Genomic DNA, 16123 nt, shown 5'->3' with positions numbered 1-16123 from the left:
TGGCCGCCAGCCATGGGATCATCCCCGGGAAATGCCTTCTGCTATTCCGCGGCCTGCAGCGCGCCGTTCCGCGGCCGCAACCAGGCGCCCAGCCGCGCGAGCGAGCGGGTGATCGGCGCGTTCTGCGCCATCCAGGCATGGTATTCCCGGTACTTGGCGTCCTCGGCCAGGAGATGCGCTTCCTCGGTCCGCGCGCGCCAGTAGTAGATGCCGCTGACGACGCCCAGCAGCACCGTATTGCGCACCATGTCGGTCAGCGCGTGGCTGGTGACGAGGAAGGGCAGCGTCGAAGTCCACCAGAACAGGTTCTTCGACAGGTAGGCCGGGTGCCGCGTGAAGCGGTAAGGGCCGTTCGTCAGCACACCGCGGTAAGTGAGGTTGGAGAAACGCAGCCCGAAGGCGAACGTCGCCCAGGCATAGACGGCCGTGAGCGTGACCATGAGCGCTGCCCAGAGCCAGAGCAGCGCCGTGTGTCCCGCCAGCCAGTAGGACCAGCCGCCGGTGTTGACCTCATAGCCCATCACGTCGGCCCGCCCCATCGTGCCCCAGACGAAGGGCGGATAGCACATGAGCGCGGCCACCCAGCCGGCCAGCAGGGGATTGCCGCTGCGGATATGGGCGTCGAGCGGGCGGAACGTGAAGATATAGCCCACGGTGCCGATCTGTACGTCGATCAGGAAAAGCAGCGCGATCACGGTAGAGGCCAGCGGCACCGGATCATGGGCCATGGCTGCGAAGTTCGCCTCCACCACTTGCGCGAAACCGCCGGGCAGGATCGAGATCATGAAGGCGCCGAAGAACGCCTTGATGGCCCAGGCGCGGCCGTGCTTCTTCACCGCGTCCGCGTCCCAGGCCTCGCGGCCGATTAGCAGGGCACCGAAGTGCCAGGCCTGGTCGCGCGGCTCGATCAGCTTGCGGTCCAGCCAGAGCACGTAAGGGACCGACAGCAGGAAGACCGGCAGCGCCGCCGCGCCGATCACTTCCATGGCGAAGAGATATTGCCCGTCCCAGTACCACCGGCCGATGCAGTAGAACGCTCCGATCAGCGCCCATGTGGCCCAGAGCCCCGCGAGCTTGGTGATCGACAGCTCCGCCGATTCGGACAAAGGCCGCCGCAGGTTCCAGTCGATGCCGGTGGACGGGCGGCGGTGCACCTTGTCGACCAGCACCGACCACAGCGCCATGGCGGAGCCGGTGACGAAGAGCGTCGCGACCGAGGCGTAAGGGCCGCTCATCGGCGCATGGGGACCGGGCAGTGCAAGGGCGTCGGCTATCGCGGCCCAGTTGCGGCAGACCAGCAGCCAGACGAGCAGCGCCGCCAGTCCCGACAGGCCCACGCCGGCCGAGACGTCGCTGGCGGGCGGGCTTTTCGCGGGATTCGGGGCGCTGATCATGGCGCCCGGACTAGCGCGAATTGGTTAAGAGGTGCGAAATGCCGAACAGCCGCGTCGCCCCGGGCGCGGCCCGGAGCGACGGCGACATGATCAACGGTAGGCCGTGATACGGCCCGAATCGTCGAGAAGGTAGAGCGTCTGGTTGGCCACGACCGGGGCCAGCGAGATCGGATCGCCCAGCTCGACGAAGGGCGTGAGCTTGCCCGTGGTCGGATCCACGGTGCCGAGCTGGCCGCGGGAATTGGCCACCCACAGCTTGTTGCCGGCCAGGACCGGGCCGACCCAGAAGATCGGACCCTTGCGCTTCTTCTCGTTGTCGTAGCGCGCCAGCTGGGTCAGCCAGCGGACTTTGCCGGTGCCGCGCGCGATGGCGAGGATTTCGGCGTGGTCGTCCAGCGTGAAGACCCAGTCGCCCACCACCATCGGCGTCGAGATGCCGGCAAGGTTGAGTTCCCAGATGCGCTGGCCGGTCACCAGTTCGTAAGCGGCCATGCGCCCGCCCTGGCCCAGCGCGTAGACGCGGCCCTGGTCGATGATCGGATCGGCGTCGACGTCGGTGAGGCTGCCCACTTCGGTGGAGATCGAAGTGCGGGCGAGCGCGTCGGACCAGACCTGGCGGCCGTTCTCATAGCGATAGGCCACGAGTTCGCCCGAGGAATAGCCCGCGATCACGGTGCCCTGGCCGGCCGCCGGAGCGGCCACGCCGAAGACGCCGGCTTGCGAGAGCGAGGCCGATTCGTTCCACAGGACATTGCCGTCCGCCGCGTTGAGCGCGAAGATCTGGTTGTCCTGCGTCATCACGTAGACGGCGTTGAAGCTGATCGTGGGCGAGCCGCGCAGCGGGCCGCCGGGCTTCTTCGTCCAGAGCTGGCTGCCATCGGCCGCCTTGAGCGCCGCCACTTCGCCGAGGCCGGTGGTGACGTAGAGGTTGCCCGCGTCGTAGCTGACGCCGCCGCCGAAGATCGAGCTTTCGTTCTTGCCCGAAACCGAGAAGTTCTTGGTCCAGAGCGAGCTGCCGGTCTTCGCGTCGAACGCATGGACGACGCCTTCGGTGTCCATGACGAAGAGCTTGTCCTCGGCCACGACAGGCGCGGCGGCCAGGCGGGCGCGGTTGGTGGAACCGGCGATCTGGGCGGTCCACACGCGGCTGGGATTGTCGGCCAGGGCCAGGTGCCCGTAGGACTTGGCGGCATTGCCGCCCGCCTGCGACCAGGCCTCGTTCGCCTGCTGCGGCGGCAGGATCACCGAGATCGCTTCCATCGAGGGATCGACCTTGGCGCCGCTTTCGATGCGCGACAGGATCGGCACGCGTTCGCCCACGGTGGGGGTCTTCGGGCCCTTGCTGTTGGACTTGCAGCCCGACAGACCGGCGACGAGCGCCAGGGCGATCAGCGATACGACCCCCGCGCGGCCCATTTTGGAAGGCTTGGCCTTCATGCGCGTCATCTCAACCATGTTCATTCTCCGGCGGCAGGCGCGGTCTGCGCGCTGGCCCCTTGGTCTCGCGCTTTGCCCAGCGGCTCTCCGCGTTCGTCCACCACATCGTCGATCGCGTCGACGCCGAGCACGGCCGCAAGCTGGCGTGCGCGGCTGCGCAGGCCGGATTCGACCTGCTCGTCCTTGGCGATGGCGGCGAACAGCGGGCCTGCCTGGTCCTGCTTGTTCATCTTGATATAGGCCATGCCGACCATCTCGCCGGCAACGCCGAACCACGGATTGCCCGGGGCAGCGTAAGGCTTGAGGCGGGCGACCACGTCTTCGGGCTTCATGGCATCGAAATTGGCGGCCACGCTGCGCACGGCGGCAAGGTCGCGCAGCGGCTGCGGTGCCTTGGCATCGGCGGCCACTTCGTCATAGAGCTTCACGGCGTCGGGCAGGCGCTTCTGCTCGGCAGCGATGCCCGCAAGCATCAGCTTGGCCGATGTCGGGCTGCCGCCCGAACCCTTGGCGATGGCCTCCAGCTTGCCCTTGGCGGCATCGAGATTGCCGGACTTCATGCTGTCGATCGCCTGGACGTAAGCCTCGGCATTGGCGTCGCGCTGCTCATTCTGGCGGTGGTTCCAGTAGAGCCAGCCGCCGAACGCCGCGAGCGCCAGGACCACGGCCGCGATCACAGGCTTTCCGTAGCGGGTGAAGAAGCCTTCCATCTGGTCCTGCCGCAGGGCATCGTCGACCTCGCGCAGGAAAACGTCCTGCTGCGCGGCGAGTCGCTCGGCAGACTTGGGGTTGGTCGGGGTGCTGTTGGAAGGAGGCAGGGCCAAGTTTCGGGCGCTTTCTGCGGAAAAATCAGGATGGTTGCCGGGCTGTTTAGCGAATGACCACGGCTTTTCAACGGTGATGATCGCTGCACCGTTCGCGGTGAAGCCTTGCTGAATGATGTCGGCGTGTCAAATCAGGCGGTCTTGCCCCAGCGCTTCGCCATATGTGCGGCTATAGGCGGCCAGCATGGTGGCTTCGTCGTAGTGGCTGCGGGCATGGACGCGGTTTGCGGCGCCGAGGCGGGCCCGCAAGGCATCGTCACCCGCCAGCAGCGCAAGGGTGGCGGCCAGCGCGGCCTCGTCTCCGGGCGGCGTTATCAGGGCGCGGTTTTCCCCGGATACCATCTGCGCCACGTCCCCCACGGCGGGCGAGGCCACCGGCAGTCCCGCGGCCATTGCCTCCACCACCGAGATCGGAAACTGCTCGCTGTCGGACGAGAGCGCGAAGATATCGAAAAGACCGACCGCGTGGGACGGATCGGCGACGAAGCCCGGCATGTGCACCCGGTCAGCCGCGCCGCTGCGCGCCGCCGCCTCCGCGATCGCGCCGCGCTCGGGCCCTTCGCCCAGGATCACGAGGCGCCACGAGGGGGGCAGTCCGGCGAAGGCGCGGACCAGCCGGGGCAGATTCTTCACCGGCCTGAGGCCCGCGAGCGTGCCGACCCAGCGCTCCCCGGGCTGCTTGATCAGGCCGGGCAGCATGTCGGGCCGGGGCCTGTCGAGATAGGCGGCGCAATCGATGCCATTACCGATCAGCCGCACCCGCTCGCGCGGCTGGCGCCATGCCGTGAGCGCGATCTCCTCCAGCCGCCGCGACGGCACCACCAGCGCCGAGGCACGGCGCAGTGCGAAGCGCCGGAACCGGTTGCGCGCGGGCTTGAGGCCGCCGGCCTCGTCCTCGTTGAAGCCGTCCTCATGATGGACGAGCGGAGGCAGCGACAGCAGGCCGCCGAACAGGCCATGGGCCATCACCCCGTCCATCGCGCCCCAGTTGTAAGTGAGCACGAGGTCGTAGTCTGCCATGGCCTGGGCGATCCGCCAGAGACGCCGCGGGGTGGGGCGGCCTTGAAGGGCGGGAAAGTCCTGGGGAAATGCCACCGGCACCGCCGGATCGAGCAGCGCAGCGGCGCCGTAGGCCTCAGGCTGGGCCGAGACCACGGCGTGAGCGATGCCCGGCCCGAACAGGTTCATCAGCCGCACGGCGCGCAGTTCCTTGCCGCCGGCCGCGAAGCTGGAATGAAGGTGGAGAATGCGCAAGGCGGTTCCGGCCCGGCCGATCAGGCGACTTGCGCCAGCAGCCGCTCGATGGCGGCGACGGATTCGGGCTCATCCAGAGTGGGGGCGTGGCCGACATTGTCCAGCGTCACCGCCTCGGCGCCCGGCAGGCGGCGCAGCATCTTCTCCAGCGTGGCGGCGGACAGCAGGTCGGACAACGCGCCGCGCAGCACCAGCACCGGCCGGCCGGCCAGCGCTTCCCAGGCGGGCCAGAGATCGGGCTGGTCGTCCACGTCATAGCCCAGGAAGGGCTCGGCGATCTTCATGTCGTAGTCGAAGACCACCCGCCCGGCGTTGGATACGGTCATCAGGCGTTTGGCCCGCCCGATCCAGAAGTCCAGCGGCTGGCCGGGATGGGCATCGCCCTGCGACGATTCGATCGCGCGCGCGGCGTGAACCCAGGTGGGATAGCTGCGCCCCTGGCCGACATAGTCCTTGATCCGCTCCACCCCTTCCGGTTCGAGGAACGGCCCCACGTCGTTGATGACGGCCGCGGCGATCCGGTCTGGCATCATCGTTGCCAGTCCCATGGTCATCAGCCCGCCCAGCGAGGTGCCGATGGCCACGAAGCGGTCGATCTTCTCCTGCGCCAGCAGCTCCAGCAGGTCCTCGCCATACTGGACCGGATTGTAGCTGGCCGAATCGCGCGCATATTCGCTGTCTCCGCGCCCGCGCATGTCGGGGCAGATGACGCGCCAGCGCGGCGAGAGGCGCTCGGCCAGGACGTCGAAATCGCGGGCATTGCGGGTCAGTCCATGGAGGCAGACGATGGGGGGAAGCTGCGCCCCATCCGGCCCCGCCCGATCGGGCAAGGAGCCCGGGTAATCGCGAAAGTGCAGCTTCAGTCCATCCCGGCTCGACCAGAACCGATCTTCGAATACCGTCATGCCGAAGCTGCGACCTCATCTTGCCGCCCGGCTTGATCGACGGGCATCGGATCGCCACTATCGCCTGATGCGAAGCGAACCGCAAGCAAGTGCCTATCGTCCTGCCCCGCGTATCGAGGCCATTGCCGACTGGATCGCCAGTCCGGTGACGGCTGCCGATTTTCCGAAACATATCCTGCGCTTCCGCAACGACCGCTGGGCCCGCACCGTGGGGCTGGACGGGCTCGACGATGCCGGCTGGATCGCCCATTTCGGACGCTTCGAGCCGCTGCCGGACAACCTGCCCCAGCCGCTGGCGCTGCGCTATCACGGGCACCAGTTCCGCGTTTACAACCCCAACATCGGCGACGGACGCGGCTTCCTCCAGGCGCAGATGCTGGATGGCCAGGACCGCGTGCTCGACCTTGGCACGAAAGGGTCCGGCCAGACGCCCTATAGCCGCGACGGCGACGGCAGGCTGACACTGAAGGGCGCGGTTCGCGAGATCCTCGCCACGGAAATGCTGGAGGCGCTGGGCGTCAACACCAGCAAGACCTTCTCCGTGATCGAAACCGGAGAGGCGCTCTGGCGCGGCGACGAGCCTTCGCCCACGCGCTCGGCGGCCATGGTCCGCCTCAGCCACGGCCATATCCGCATCGGCACCTTCCAGCGCCTGCTCGCGCTGGAGGAAAGCGCGCACATGGAACAGCTCGTGGCCTATTGCCTCGCAACGTATCCCGGCAATCTCCCGCCCGAGGATGCGCCCGGCCGGGACGAACCTGCGGTGATCCTGCTCCATCAGGTGGTGGAACGCATGGCCGATCTCGCCGCGAGCTGGATGGTGGCCGGCTTCGTCCACGGCGTTCTCAATACCGATAACATGAACATCTCGGGCGAGAGCTTCGACTATGGTCCCTGGCGCTGGCTGCCGCAGTGGGACCCGCGCTTCACCGCCGCCTATTTCGACCATTCGGGCCTCTACGCCTTCGGCCGGCAGCCCGAGGCGGTGCTGTGGAACTGCGGCCAGCTTGCCGTTGCCTTGCGCCAGTTGACCGAAACCACGCCGCTGGTGGCCGCGCTGGACCGCTTCGCCCCGCTCTACCAGCAGGCGATGAGCCGGCGCTTCGCCTGGCGCCTTGGCGTGACCCCGCAGGGCCTGGAGCGCGACAATGCGCTGATCCAGGCCGCGGAACAGGCCATGCTGGCAAGCGGGGAAGCGCCGGAGCAATTCTTCTTCCATCATCGCGGCGGAAGAAATGCAGGCGCCGATCGCTTCGGCGAAGTCCTGGGCACTTATGCTCCGGCGGCGGAAACGTCCGATCCCTTCTGGCAGCAATCCGCCCCGCCCGGCCTGCACATCGACGAGGTCGAGCGCATCTGGGATGGGATCGACCGGCATGACGACTGGTCGGCGCTCCATGCCCGGGTCGCGGAAATCCGCGAACTCGGTCGGCAACTCGGCGCGGCGCCGGCGCCCGCCGGGCAAGTCTCCGGGGCATCCTGATACAAAGGATTAAAGGCCGCGTTAGCTTCCCGGTAGGGATCGCTGTGCAACAGCATGTCCTACAGCGAGTTATCCAGCCAACGGACCATCAATCTTCATGGGCGCGACAGCGAGCGCATACAGCACCCCGCCAGCAACGGTCGCCAGCGATCGGGGATCTGCCGGACAGGAACGGGCAAGGAACGTGACGGACATCATCTCCTACGAACCCGCCACGGGTGCGGAGATCTGGCGCGGCAAGCCTTGCGATGTCGACGATGTGGTGAGCCGTGCCCGGCGCGCCTGGCCGACCTGGGCCGCCCACCCGCTGGCCACGCGCATCGAATTGCTGCGCCGCTTCGCCAACGAAGTGCGCAAGGAAGCCGACCGCCTGGCTACGACCATCGCCCGCGAAGTCGGCAAACCCTTGTGGGAAGCGCGCGCCGAAGTCGAAACCGTCGTCGCCAAGGTCGAAGTCTCGATCCGCGCCTATGCCGAGCGCACCAGCCAGCGGAAGTTCGATTCGGCACTGCAGGGCACGATGGCGGTGCGCCACAAGCCGCACGGCGTCCTGGTCGTGCTCGGCCCCTTCAACTTCCCTGCGCACTTGCCGAACGCCCACATCGTTCCCGCCCTGCTCGCAGGCAATGCGGTGATCTTCAAGCCGAGCGAAAAGGCCCCCGCCACGGGCGAGATGCTGGCGCGCTGCTTCCACCGCGCGGGCATTTCCGCCGCCGTCATGCAGCTTGCCGTGGGCGGGCCGCTGGAGGGCCAGGATTTCGTGGCGCACGAGGGGATCGACGGCGTTCTCTTCACCGGATCGGCCAATACCGGGATCTCGATCAACCGCCGCCTCGCCGCCCGGCCCGACCGGCTGGTGGCGCTGGAGATGGGCGGAAACAACCCCATCGTCCTCTGGGACACGCCCAAGCTGACTGACGCCGCAGCGCTGATCGTCCAGTCCGCCTTCTCCTCCGCCGGACAGCGCTGCACCGCGGCGCGCCGGCTAATCGTGAAGAGCGCGCTCTATGACGAGGCCATCGCGGAAGTGAAGGCGCTGGCAGACCGGGTGATCGTGGGCGCGCCGTTCGACGAACCCGCGCCGTTCATGGGCCCGGTGATCGACAATCCGGCGGCCGACGGCCTGACCGAGAGCTTCCTCTACCTGCTGAGCAACGGCGGACGGGCGATCAAGCACCTGGTGCGGACCGACGACGCCCTGCCGTTCCTCAGCCCGGCGATCATCGACACCACGGCGATGAAGGACCGGCCCGATGTCGAACTGTTCGGCCCGATCCTGCAGGTGATTCGCGTCGACGATTTCGATGAGGCGATTGCCGAGGCCAACAATACCCGGTTCGGCCTGGCTGCCTCGCTGGTGGGCGGCAGTCCCCAGGACTACAACCGTTTCTGGGCCAATATCCGCGCCGGCATCGTCAACTGGAACCGGACCACCACGGGGCCGAGCCATGCCGCGCCGATGGGCGGCATCGGCCTTTCCGGCAACCACCACCCCACCGGCTACTACGCGGCGGACTACTGCGCCTATCCCGTGGCGTCCGGGGAGATGGAGCAGCCCCGCGCGGCGATCGGGGTGGGACTGCGGTAACGCCCCGGGGCGTCAGCCCTGTCGTTACGAACCCGGGGCCGTCACTTCCCGCTGGTGACCAGATCGACCTCGGTCACGCCGCCTTCCAGTTTGCGCACGAAAGCCACGTAGGCTTGCCCTGCCTTGCGGCCGCCGATCACATGATCGCCGCCGTCGATGCGATATTCGGCGGTATAGCCGCCGCGCTGCGCCATCGAATAGTAGAAGCTGACGACATCCTCGGGCGAGACCGCCGTGCCGTAATTGACGACACGGAGCGCGCAGCCGTCAGCGTCAGTGCCCGCCGCTTCCTTCACGGCGCCGCGCGGATAGACGGGGATGGCGGCGGGCAGCTTGGCGGCCCAGGCAGCGGAATACTGGACTTTGGCGGAGCAATCGGTCTTGGCCGCGCGTGCGCTGTCGCTGACTTGCGCGGCAGTCGCGGCGCTCTGGGCGAGCGCCGAGGCGCTGGCTTTCTGCGGGACCGGCGCGGGCAGGAGCTTGCCGCCCGCGGCATCCGCGGCCGATTTCCGGGCGGCCGAGATAGCCGCCGGCGTGCGATCGGCCGCCTTCAGCGTGACCGGGCCGTCCTTGCCCGCGGCGGCTTCGCCGCTCTCTCCGGACATTTCGGGATCGACCACGATCTGATCGCCCAGGGCACCGGAGGCCGCGGCCTCGCTCCCGGCCGCATCGGGCTTCTTCGTCTTGGCGTTACAGCCCGCCAGCGCCAGCGATCCGGCCAGAGCCAGGAGCATGAAGTGCGGGGCGGCGGAGTGCTGCGCCGGAACCTTCGTCATAATGGCCATCCTCGTCGCGTCCTTGTCCCCCGGAAGATCGCATGCGTCTTCCCGACATCCAGTTCATCGGCCGAGAATTCCCGGTAAATGGCGGAAATTCAAGGCCTCTCCGCTGGGAATCCCGCGCACGTCCCAATTCGGGAAGGGCCGCAGGCAAAGGTTTGCGGTCAGGGAATGGAGGATCGGCATACAGCGCCTGTGTGCGCGAAGCCCCGAAACAGGTCGAGGGCGCCCGCAGCCGAAGCCACGAGCGCCCTCTCCCACCCGCCCCCATCAGATGGAGTTCGGGAGGTCTCCCCCGTAAGTCGCCGTCCTCACGGGGAAGCCAGTTCCTGTCAGGCGCAAGTCGCGCCCGGATTTATCAGCGGCAGCGCGAACCGCCGCGGTCGACTTCGCGGCCGAGCAGGGCGCCGGCGGCGGCGCCGAGGACGGTGCCGGTGGCACGGTCACCGCGGGTGTCGATGGCACGACCGGCCAGGGCGCCCGCCGCACCGCCGACCAGCAGGCCGGTGGTGCCGCTCGAACGGCGGCAGTCGTAGCGGCGGTCGTTGCCGCGGTAGTGGCGGTCGCCGCGATAGTAGCGGTCGCGGTTGCCGTAGCCGCGGCGATAGTCTTCGCGCGAATAGCGCTCACGGCCGTGGCCGTATTCCTGTTCGCCGGGGGCCTGGAATTCGTGGGTCGGCGCGTAGCTGACGGCAGCCGAAGCGGGAAGAGCGGTCGCCAGGCTGGCCGTTGCGGCAGCGAGGGCGGTTGCCTTGAAAAATGCGTTCATCTCAAAATCTCCTCGTCATTGCCGGGGAGGGGGCCTTTCGAGGCTCGATCCGCGGTACGCATTCAGCTTTAGGGCATCGAACCTGAACGATCCGCAACGCGGCTGTCAGAATTGGCGATATCGACGAGGCGAGGAACGTCTTGCGACGAACTGCTTGCGGACGGACCTTTCGGCACTTATCGCACCGGACGATCCACGGGGTTTTCGATGCAGCACCAAACCACTCGCCGTAGCGGCGGCCTTGCGCAGGCTTTCGGCGCCTATCTGATCTGGTGCCTGTTCCCGCTCTATTTCGCGATGCTCCACGCGGTTTCCCCGTTCGAGGTCGTGGCCTGGCGGCTGCTGTTCACCCTGCCCTTCTGCCTCATCATGGTCGCCGTGCTGCGCCAGGGCGCGCAGCTTCGGGCCGCGCTCGGCAATCCGCGCCTGCTCGGCACGCTGGCCGTCAGCGGCCTGCTGATCGGCACCAACTGGCTGATCTACGTCCTGGCGGTGATGGAAGGCCACGTCATCGCGGCGAGCCTGGGCTACTACATCAATCCGCTGGTCAACGTGCTGGCAGGCACCATCTTCCTGCGCGAGCGGCTATCGCGCCTGCAATGGACCGCGGTCGGCCTCGCTGCCATCGGCGTGGCCATGCTGGCGGGCGGCGCGCTGGACACGCTGTGGATCAGCATGGGCATCGCCCTCAGCTTTGCCGGCTATGGCCTGGTGCGAAAGCTGGCCCCCGTCGAATCGCTGCCGGGGCTGACGGTGGAGACGCTGGTGCTGCTGATTCCCGCGCTGGGCCTGCTGGGCTGGCAGGCTTCCGGCCCGGCGGGGCTGGCCATGGGGCAGTCGCTGAACATCAGCCTCCTGCTCGCCTGCGCCGGGATCGTCACCGGGATTCCGCTGCTGCTTTTCGCCGGCGCGGCTCGCAAGCTGGACTTCTCGGTGCTGGGCTTCATCCAGTTCGTGACGCCGACGGGCATATTCCTGCTCGGCCTCTTCGTGTTCGGAGAGCCGCTGCGGCCGGTCCAGATTTTCTGCTTCCTGTTCATCTGGACGGCCATCGCGGTGTTCTGCTGGGACCTGCTGTCCCGCAAGCGCAAGGCCGCCGCCTGAGCGCAGGCCTGCCAGGTCAGGCCTGCTTTCCTTTGCGCAGCAGCGCCTGGACGAAGGCGTCGAGATCGTCGACTTCGACATCGAGCACTTCGTCCCATTCCGCCAGCAAGGCCTCGATATCCGCGCGCGTATAAGGCTCGGGTGTCTTGTGCTGCACTTTGGGCGCGCGGTGCGGCCAGGGGTGGCCGGTCAGGTTGTTGTAGAGCCAGCCGAACTGGAACAGGAATATCAGGTTCAGCGCCAGCGGCACGAGATGGCCGATGCCCCAGGACTGGTCGCCCGTGGCCCCCAGCGCATAGAGCAGCGCGCAGGCGCCACCGGGCGGATGCAGGCTGCGCGTCAGCGACATGGCCACGATCGCCAGTCCCACGCCCACAGACGCCGCGAGCCAGGGCGTCCCCAGCAAGTGCCCCGCGGTCAGCCCGACGATGGCCGAGACCATGTTTCCGCCAACCACTGACCAGGGCTGCGCCAGCGGGCTGGCAGGCACGCAGAACACCAGGACCGCCGAAGCGCCGAGCGGCGCCAGAAGGAACGGCAGCGCGGCAAGCCCCGCCTGTTCCAGTCCCTTCATTTCGAGCAGGAGCGTCACGCCGCCGGCAATGGCAATGCCCAGCATGCCGCCAAGGGCCCCGCGCACCCAGCCGAGATGGCCGATCGCGCCTGCAACCAGGCCGCCGATCCGGCTGTTGCCCCATCCGTCCCGCCACCGTGCTGTCGTTCGAGCCACCACCCGGCCCTTCTCCTGAACTTGGTTTCCGTCGCGGCGCCCTATGAACCATGTCCACCATCGTGGCGAGGCGACTCGTGCTTGGGGCCCGGATAGACGAATTGTAACGGGTCTGGTCATCGCCGGGTGCCCGGAAACCGCTGGCCTGCCGCAAATCGGCCATCTTCGAATGTTTGCCTGCGTGTTCCCTCCGGAGCTTCCCATGCCAGCGATCGACGCCGCACCTTCCGCTCCCACCGTTACCGAGCAGACCGTCGATGCATTCGACCTTAGGCAGATGCGCGCGCCGCCCTCCGCGGGTTTCAGCGTTATTCGCCCCCGCTGCCCCGAGGGCAAGCCCGGCGAGATCGTCGTCTGCGCGCCCGATCCCGAACAGGAACGGCTGCCGCCGCTCTCGACGGACTACAGCATTCCCGATGGACCGCCCCGCGCCCGACTGGACATCGGCGGCGGCACCTCGATCGACGTTCACCTCGATTCCGCCTCGATGCCGGACGGCAGCAAGAGCCAGCGAGTCATGGTCGGCGTGAAGCGGAAGTTCTGAACGAAAAAGCCCGATCCGCCCAAGGGAGTGGCGGATCGGGCCTCGAGGCCGGCAGGGGGAGGGCCGGCAGAGGAAGCGCCGGCTAAAGGGAGAGGAAAGCGCCGGAACGCCCGGTTGGATCAGGCGAAAGTGCCGGCCTTGGCGATTTCCGCCACCGGCTTGCGGCCGGAGGCGACTTCGCGCTCCTGCAGGAACTCGGGAAGCTGGCTCTTGTCGCCCATCTTGCCGATGGCGAAAGCGGCTTCGAGGCGGTGGTCGGCGGGAATGCCCAGCGCCTTTTCGGCCTCACCGAACTTCAGGCCGGTCATGCCATGCGTGTGATAGCCCAGGGCCTGCGCCTGAAGGGCAGCCAGCGCCCAGGCCGCACCGGCATCGAAGCTGTGGCTGTGGTTATCCGAATTGCCCTTGTCCGAACGCATCTGGCTGTCGGACACGACGTAGACGATCGCCGAAGCGTCCTTGGCCCAGCCCTGGTTGAACTCGATCAGCTGCGAGAGCAGCAGGTCCCAGTTGGCGTCGCCCTTGCGGGCATAGAGAAAGGTCCAGGGCTGCACGTTATAGGCCGAAGGCGCCCAGCCGGCGGCTTCGAAGATCACGTCGAGGTCTTCCTGCGGGATCTCGCTGCCATCGAACGCGCGGGGCGACCAGCGATTGACGATCAGCTTTTCAACCTTGGGATGGGCAATACGTCCGGTCATGTCGATTTCCTTGGTGTTGAGAGTGTCGGGAGAGAGTTCAGGCCGCGTCGACAAGGACGAGTTCGGCGTCCTCGATCGCGGTCACGGTGATGGAGTCGAGACCGGTGATCGCCACGCCGTCGCGCGGCTGCGCTTCGATGTCGTCCACCAGGATCCGGCCTCTTGCAGAGACGAGATAGAGATGGCGGCCCGGTTCGGTCGGGTAAGTCACGCTGTCACCCGCCTTGACGGTGGCGCCCAGAACCCGGGCATCGGCGCGGATCGGCAGGGCATCCCCGTCTCCGGCGATGCCGCTGGCGAGCGTGACGAAGTGGCCGGCACGATCGCCGCGGGGGAAAGGACGCGCGCCCCAGCCCGGAGCCTCGCCGCGTTCGTCGGGCAGGATCCAGATCTGGAACAGGGTGGTGGCTTCATCCTCGAGATTGAACTCGGAGTGGACGATGCCGGTGCCCGCGCTCATCACCTGGACGTCGCCGGCGCCCGTGCGGCCTTCGTTGCCCAGGCTGTCCTTGTGCGTGATCGCGCCGGTGCGGACATAGGTGATGATCTCCATGTCGCGGTGTGGATGCGGCGGAAATCCGGCGCGCGGACCGATGGTGTCGTCGTTCCAGACCCGCAGACGGCCCCAATTGGTGCGCGCAGGATCGTGATAGTCGGCGAAGGAGAAGTGGTGGTGGGCATCGAGCCAGCCGTGGTCGGCGGCGCCGAGGCTTGCGAAGGGACGGACTTCGATCATGTGGCCCTCCTGAAGGGGGTTAGTCTGCCGCGGATATGCGGTCTGCCTGCTGATCAAGTAGCCCTTGCAGGGTCATCGGATAATTGGGATAAAATCGATCGAGATGTTCAACTAAGCTGAAGGCTTCGCATCGTGGTCGACATTGTCCCGCCCAGTCTGGATCACTTGCGCACATTCCTGCTCGTCGTCGAGGAGGGCAGCTTCGGCGGTGCCGCCCGCAAGCTGGGCCGGGCGATCTCGGTGGTGAGCTATGCCATCGCCCAGCTCGAGGCCCAGCTCGATGTCCGCCTGTTCGAGCGCGAAGGGTCGCGAAAGCCCCGGCTCACCGAATCGGGTCGGGCGCTGCTGAGCGAGGCCCATGCCATTGCCGACGACGTCGATGCCCTGCTCGCCAAAGTCCGCAGCCTGCGACAGGGGCTGGAGGCCGAACTTTCGCTGGCGGTGGACGTGATGGTGCCCGGCAATGTCCTCGCCAAGCTGCTGCGCGACTTTCAGGTGATGTTCCCCAGCGTGCCGCTGCGCCTTCATGTCGAGGCTCTGGGCGCCGTCGCCGCGCTGGTGATGGATCGGCGCGCCACCCTGGCCATCGCCGGACCCGATATTCTCGACCTGCCGGAAATCCAGCGCGAGACGGTGGGCGCCGTGGAAATGGTGCCGGTCGCCGCGCCCGGTCACCCCTTGGCAAACCCCGGCCCAATTCCGCCCGGCGCGGCGCGCAAGCACCTCCAGCTGGTGCTGACAGACCGCTCCCCGCTGACGGAGGGCCGCGATTTCTCGGTATTCAGCCCGCGTTCGTGGCGGCTGGCCGATCTCGGCGCCAAGCATGCGCTGCTCAAGGAGGGAATCGGCTGGGGCTCCATGCCGCGCCACCGCATCGCCGCGGACCTGGCGAGCGGCGAGCTGGTCGAACTTCACCTGCCCGAGCGGCCGACGATGGACTATGCCCTTGTCGCCCTCTGGCGCAAGGACAGCCCACCGGGCCCCGCCGCCGTCTGGGTTCTCGACGAAATCCGCGAACGCCTTGCTGGCTGTCCCTGACCACACCTCCCGGCCACGCCGTCACCCAAGCTTTTCCGGCCTGTCATTCGGACACTTGCGCAGTCCGCCGCCCTGCCCCACTTATCGGCCATGACCGCCAGCCGCCTGTTCGACCGCGCCGTTATCCGGCTCTCCCCCCGCCCCGATTCGAATGAAGACGTTGCCGAGTTCCTGCAAGGGCTCGTCACCGCTGACGTGAAGGGCGGGCTGCCCACCTGGGCCGCGCTGCTTTCCCCGCAAGGCAAGGCGCTGTTCGACTTCCTGGTCTGGCCGGGCGGGCACGGCCTGCTGATCGATTGCGAGGCGGAAGCGGCCGAGGCTCTGGTCAAGCGCTTGTCGATGTACCGCCTGCGCCGGGCCATCGACATCGCCCGCGACGATACCCTTGCCGTCCACTGGCGCCCGCATACGGGTGACGGCGCCGCCCCGGACCCCCGCCACCATGGCCTGGGCGAACGCTGGATCGCTCCGGTCGACCCCACCGATCCCTCGGAATTCGAAGGCGCCGATGCGGCATGGCGCGCCCACCGGCTCGCCATGGGCGTACCCGAAGGCCGCGCCGAACTCGGCGACGGTGAGACGCTCTGGCTGGAATGCAACGCGGTCGAACTGCACGGCGTCAGCTTCACCAAGGGCTGCTACGTGGGCCAGGAGAACACCGCACGGATGAACTGGCGGCAGAAGGTCAACCGCCGGCTGATCGTGGTGCCGCTGGCCCGCTCGGACGAGAAGCGCCGCCGCGCCGCCTATCCCGAACTGGGGCTGGCGGTGGACCACTTGCGCGTGGAGGACATCGATCCGCTGATCGCGCCGAAATGGCTCGAACTGCAGGCCTGATTT

At 67.6% G+C, this 16123-nt stretch carries 16 protein-coding genes; 6 read left to right on the top strand and 10 right to left on the bottom strand.

Annotated elements, in window-relative coordinates:
* Positions 1–41: 41 nt before the first annotated feature.
* The 5 genes from ACZ1J6_RS19870 to ACZ1J6_RS19850 all read right to left on the bottom strand — a co-directional run bounded on the left by ACZ1J6_RS19870 (position 42) and on the right by ACZ1J6_RS19850 (position 5814).
* Complete coding sequence (locus tag ACZ1J6_RS19870) at positions 42–1394, bottom strand: methyltransferase family protein (RefSeq protein WP_465127865.1); 1353 nt, start codon at positions 1392–1394, stop codon at positions 42–44.
* A gap of 90 nt (positions 1395–1484) precedes the next feature.
* Positions 1485–2849, bottom strand: a complete 1365-nt coding sequence (locus ACZ1J6_RS19865; RefSeq protein WP_134093834.1) for an outer membrane protein assembly factor BamB family protein — start codon at positions 2847–2849, stop codon at positions 1485–1487.
* 2 nt (positions 2850–2851) lie between these two features.
* The gene (locus tag ACZ1J6_RS19860; RefSeq protein ID WP_132268100.1) at positions 2852–3655 is read right to left on the bottom strand and encodes a tetratricopeptide repeat protein; all 804 of its coding nucleotides are present in this window, start codon (positions 3653–3655) and stop codon (positions 2852–2854) included.
* 126 nt (positions 3656–3781) lie between these two features.
* A complete protein-coding gene (locus ACZ1J6_RS19855) occupies positions 3782–4909 on the bottom strand; it encodes a glycosyltransferase family 4 protein (RefSeq protein WP_442046414.1) in 1128 nt (375 codons plus the stop codon).
* 20 nt (positions 4910–4929) lie between these two features.
* Positions 4930–5814, bottom strand: a complete 885-nt coding sequence (locus ACZ1J6_RS19850; RefSeq protein WP_314468262.1) for an alpha/beta hydrolase — start codon at positions 5812–5814, stop codon at positions 4930–4932.
* 67 nt (positions 5815–5881) lie between these two features.
* Between ACZ1J6_RS19850 and ACZ1J6_RS19845 the strand changes: the two genes are divergently transcribed.
* Positions 5882–7297: a protein adenylyltransferase SelO family protein gene (locus tag ACZ1J6_RS19845; RefSeq protein WP_465127864.1), complete on the top strand. Its 1416-nt coding sequence runs from the start codon at positions 5882–5884 to the stop codon at positions 7295–7297.
* Positions 7298–7481: 184 nt separating this feature from the next.
* Positions 7482–8885, top strand: a complete 1404-nt coding sequence (locus ACZ1J6_RS19840) for a succinylglutamate-semialdehyde dehydrogenase (RefSeq protein ID WP_465127863.1) — start codon at positions 7482–7484, stop codon at positions 8883–8885.
* Between the two features lie 41 nt (positions 8886–8926).
* Here the strand turns inward: ACZ1J6_RS19840 and ACZ1J6_RS19835 are convergent, their stop codons facing one another.
* Together ACZ1J6_RS19835 and ACZ1J6_RS19830 are read right to left on the bottom strand one after the other, a co-directional pair.
* Positions 8927–9670, bottom strand: coding sequence for a hypothetical protein (locus ACZ1J6_RS19835; RefSeq protein ID WP_465127862.1), 744 nt, complete (start codon positions 9668–9670; stop codon positions 8927–8929).
* A 352-nt stretch (positions 9671–10022) separates the two neighbouring features.
* Positions 10023–10433, bottom strand: a complete 411-nt coding sequence (locus ACZ1J6_RS19830; RefSeq protein ID WP_132268093.1) for a glycine zipper 2TM domain-containing protein — start codon at positions 10431–10433, stop codon at positions 10023–10025.
* 207 nt (positions 10434–10640) lie between these two features.
* On the opposite strand from ACZ1J6_RS19830, the gene rarD reads away from it, so the two are divergent.
* Complete coding sequence (gene rarD / locus ACZ1J6_RS19825; protein WP_132268092.1) at positions 10641–11537, top strand: EamA family transporter RarD; 897 nt, start codon at positions 10641–10643, stop codon at positions 11535–11537.
* A 16-nt stretch (positions 11538–11553) separates the two neighbouring features.
* On the opposite strand, the gene ACZ1J6_RS19820 is transcribed toward rarD, so the two are convergent.
* A complete protein-coding gene (locus ACZ1J6_RS19820) occupies positions 11554–12267 on the bottom strand; it encodes an HPP family protein (protein WP_243654354.1) in 714 nt (237 codons plus the stop codon).
* Positions 12268–12469: 202 nt separating this feature from the next.
* Between ACZ1J6_RS19820 and ACZ1J6_RS19815 the strand changes: the two genes are divergently transcribed.
* On the top strand, positions 12470–12811 hold the full coding sequence (locus ACZ1J6_RS19815) for a hypothetical protein (RefSeq protein ID WP_442046418.1): 342 nt from the start codon (positions 12470–12472) through the stop codon (positions 12809–12811).
* A gap of 119 nt (positions 12812–12930) precedes the next feature.
* On the opposite strand, the gene ACZ1J6_RS19810 is transcribed toward ACZ1J6_RS19815, so the two are convergent.
* Both ACZ1J6_RS19810 and ACZ1J6_RS19805 read right to left on the bottom strand, forming a co-directional pair.
* Positions 12931–13509 carry a nitroreductase family protein gene (locus ACZ1J6_RS19810; RefSeq protein ID WP_132268088.1) on the bottom strand — a complete coding sequence of 193 codons (579 nt, stop codon included), beginning with the start codon at positions 13507–13509 and terminating at the stop codon, positions 12931–12933.
* A 37-nt stretch (positions 13510–13546) separates the two neighbouring features.
* Positions 13547–14245, bottom strand: coding sequence for a pirin family protein (locus ACZ1J6_RS19805; protein ID WP_465127861.1), 699 nt, complete (start codon positions 14243–14245; stop codon positions 13547–13549).
* A gap of 132 nt (positions 14246–14377) precedes the next feature.
* Between ACZ1J6_RS19805 and ACZ1J6_RS19800 the strand changes: the two genes are divergently transcribed.
* Together ACZ1J6_RS19800 and ygfZ are read left to right on the top strand one after the other, a co-directional pair.
* Positions 14378–15283, top strand: coding sequence for a LysR family transcriptional regulator (locus ACZ1J6_RS19800; protein WP_465127860.1), 906 nt, complete (start codon positions 14378–14380; stop codon positions 15281–15283).
* A 90-nt stretch (positions 15284–15373) separates the two neighbouring features.
* Complete coding sequence (gene ygfZ, locus ACZ1J6_RS19795) at positions 15374–16120, top strand: CAF17-like 4Fe-4S cluster assembly/insertion protein YgfZ (protein ID WP_465127859.1); 747 nt, start codon at positions 15374–15376, stop codon at positions 16118–16120.
* Positions 16121–16123: the final 3 nt, after the last annotated feature.

The organism is Novosphingobium sp. BL-S-21 (genome assembly GCF_055521655.1).
This window is presented reverse-complemented; position numbering and strand designations above follow the sequence as displayed.

Excerpts from the sequence above, each read along its gene's own strand:
- ACZ1J6_RS19850 (WP_314468262.1), bottom strand. The coding sequence starts at position 5,814 with ATGACGGTATTCGAAGATCGGTTCTGGTCGAGCCGGGATGGACTGAAG.
- ACZ1J6_RS19835 (WP_465127862.1), bottom strand. The coding sequence starts at position 9,670 with ATGGCCATTATGACGAAGGTTCCGGCGCAGCACTCCGCCGCCCCGCAC.
- ACZ1J6_RS19865 (WP_134093834.1), bottom strand. The coding sequence starts at position 2,849 with ATGGTTGAGATGACGCGCATGAAGGCCAAGCCTTCCAAAATGGGCCGC.
- ACZ1J6_RS19810 (WP_132268088.1), bottom strand. The coding sequence starts at position 13,509 with ATGACCGGACGTATTGCCCATCCCAAGGTTGAAAAGCTGATCGTCAAT.
- ACZ1J6_RS19815 (WP_442046418.1), top strand. The coding sequence starts at position 12,470 with ATGCCAGCGATCGACGCCGCACCTTCCGCTCCCACCGTTACCGAGCAG.
- ACZ1J6_RS19830 (WP_132268093.1), bottom strand. The coding sequence starts at position 10,433 with ATGAACGCATTTTTCAAGGCAACCGCCCTCGCTGCCGCAACGGCCAGC.
- ACZ1J6_RS19805 (WP_465127861.1), bottom strand. The coding sequence starts at position 14,245 with ATGATCGAAGTCCGTCCCTTCGCAAGCCTCGGCGCCGCCGACCACGGC.
- ACZ1J6_RS19845 (WP_465127864.1), top strand. The coding sequence starts at position 5,882 with ATGCGAAGCGAACCGCAAGCAAGTGCCTATCGTCCTGCCCCGCGTATC.
- ACZ1J6_RS19870 (WP_465127865.1), bottom strand. The coding sequence starts at position 1,394 with ATGATCAGCGCCCCGAATCCCGCGAAAAGCCCGCCCGCCAGCGACGTC.
- ygfZ (WP_465127859.1), top strand. The coding sequence starts at position 15,374 with ATGACCGCCAGCCGCCTGTTCGACCGCGCCGTTATCCGGCTCTCCCCC.
- rarD (WP_132268092.1), top strand. The coding sequence starts at position 10,641 with ATGCAGCACCAAACCACTCGCCGTAGCGGCGGCCTTGCGCAGGCTTTC.